The sequence below is a fragment of the Vibrio sp. V19_P1S1T109 genome, from assembly GCF_002241375.1.
GTDB classification, from domain to species: Bacteria; Pseudomonadota; Gammaproteobacteria; order Enterobacterales; family Vibrionaceae; genus Vibrio; species Vibrio anguillarum.
Genome location: NZ_NDIM01000332.1, coordinates 1 through 2,102 on the forward strand (window position 1 = coordinate 1; position 2,102 = coordinate 2,102).

Here is a 2,102-nt window from a genome sequence, read left to right on the forward strand (position 1 = left end):
CCTGAAAATCATCCGGAGTCATACCGCTCATTTATGTATAACAATTTCTTCAATCATGTTGATATTCAAGAAGAAAATATCAACTTACTGAATGGCAACGCACCAGATGTTGATGCAGAATGTAAGCGCTATGAAGACAAAATTAAATCATACGGCCGCATTAATCTATTTATGGGCGGTGTGGGTAATGATGGGCACATCGCGTTTAACGAGCCTGCTTCTTCACTTTCGTCGCGCACTCGCATTAAGACACTGACAGAAGATACGCGCATTGCAAACTCTCGATTCTTTGATGGTGATATCAACCAAGTTCCTAAATACGCGCTAACGATTGGTGTAGGCACACTGCTAGATTCAGAAGAGATCATGATTTTGGTGACAGGCCACAATAAGGCGCTGGCTTTGCAAGCGGCCGTGGAAGGAAGCGTCAACCATTTGTGGACAGTCTCCGCACTACAACTTCACGCGAAATCAGTGATTGTATGTGATGAACCATCGACTCAAGAACTAAAAGTGAAAACCGTAAAATACTTTGCGGAATTAGAAGCAAAAAATATCGAAGGTTTCTAAGTCTCTCCCTGCTGGGAAAGGACATTCATAAACAAAAGGCCTGCTAACATCAGCAGGCCTTTTTACACTTTGTAGCAAATGGGACTTTCTATCAAATGGGGAAGTGCGAACGAAATCGGTAGTTGAATTAACCTTCAGCAGCGATTTTCGCTTCTTTTAATTCAACTACTTGTTTCTCCGGGGCAGGGTAGGTTACTCCATTAAAGCGCCCACCTTGTTCAATGCTCAAGTCGTCGCTATAAATAGACCCTGTGACGCTCCCTTTGCTTAAAATTTCAATTTTAGTCGCGTGACATGTGCCTTGGAACTCGCCATTAATGATGATGTGGCCTGCGTACAGCTCACCATTAACCGTGCCTGTTTCACTAATGACGATGGTTTTATCAACGTGCAATTGACCTTCTACCGACCCGTCAATTTGAATGTCGCTTTCTAACCTGAGTTCCCCACTAATGGAACAGCCTTTTGCGATGAGAGTTGTAGCTGAGTGCTGACTCTTAGCTCGACTTTGTTTACTAAAGATTCCCATCGGATACCTCTTACCTTACTAAATATCGTTTCAAAATCATTCACGCCCCAATCAACAAAAGGTCTTGGATCTAATGAACGGCCGACAAATCGAATTTCATAGTGCAAATGTGGGCCAGAAGATAACCCACTGTTTCCAGAATAAGCAATTAAGTCGCCCTTCTGTACAAAATCGCCCCCTTTCACGGCAAATTTTTGCAAATGAGAATAGGAGCTGGTAAATCCATAAGAGTGCTGTAAGCGTAAAAAATTGCCTGACCCTTTATCACTGGCGCGAGTGACTTCGGCAACGCCATCGGCTGGTGCATAAATTGGCGTGCCTATGTTAACCGCAAAATCTTGCCCGCGGTGAATTTTGACGTTGCCGGTGACAGGATGAATACGCTCACCGTATCCTGACGAAATTCTCGCATTATGCACAGGTGCACCGCTGGGTATTTGGGTCAGCATCACCATTCTAACTGAAGAAGTGATAGCGGCGGTGTCTAAACGTGATTCTAATTCCGCTCCGCTTTCATCCATACCCAATACTTTTTCAAGATCGCCGAGCCTGTCTGAAACAACCTGCATCTTTTCTTCTCGTTCGAGCAGGTCATTCTCTAAGCTGTTTTTTAGCTCCTTTAAAGAGGTGACTTCTTCAGTCAGTGACATCGACTGGCTCTCTAACTCTTGTTGCTTGAGTTTAGCAAAATCGACTTCATCAAGAAGGTAATAGATAACGCCGCCAGTGGCGAGAATGCTGGCAACCAGCACATAGCCAAAACCTTTTAAAAAATGTCGGAACCATTTACCGAGATGAAAGTGCTTCGTCCCATGGATGGATGAAACGGAAACAACCACTCTTTCTTTCATGAATTCGTTCACAGCGTCTATGGTTAACAGTACAGCCGATTCTAACAGGGAATGCTCAGGGTCAAAACATTTTGCGTTGTAAGGCTATACTCGTCCCACCTCTTATTGTTCGGTTTGTGAATTGGAGCGTATCCTTGGCCTGCTTTTAGAGG

3 protein-coding genes are annotated in these 2,102 nt (G+C 44.1%); 1 reads left to right on the forward strand and 2 read right to left on the reverse strand.

All coding sequences use genetic code 11. The features are described 5' to 3' along the window. Positions 1-570, forward strand: a 570-nt coding sequence (nagB, locus tag B9J87_RS15745) for a glucosamine-6-phosphate deaminase (RefSeq protein WP_141201586.1), incomplete at its 5' end; no start/stop codon positions are given. 127 nt (positions 571-697) lie between these two features. On the opposite strand, the gene B9J87_RS15750 is transcribed toward nagB, so the two are convergent. Then, a complete protein-coding gene (locus tag B9J87_RS15750) occupies positions 698-994 on the reverse strand; it encodes a bactofilin family protein (protein WP_305951630.1) in 297 nt (98 codons plus the stop codon). Positions 995-1,002: 8 nt separating this feature from the next. Then, positions 1,003-1,950: a M23 family metallopeptidase gene (locus B9J87_RS15755; protein WP_017044959.1), complete on the reverse strand. Its 948-nt coding sequence runs from the start codon at positions 1,948-1,950 to the stop codon at positions 1,003-1,005. Positions 1,951-2,102: the final 152 nt, after the last annotated feature.

Coding starts and splice junctions, on each gene's coding strand:
- B9J87_RS15755 (WP_017044959.1), bottom strand. CDS start 1,950: ATGAAAGAAAGAGTGGTTGTTTCCGTTTCATCCATCCATGGGACGAAG.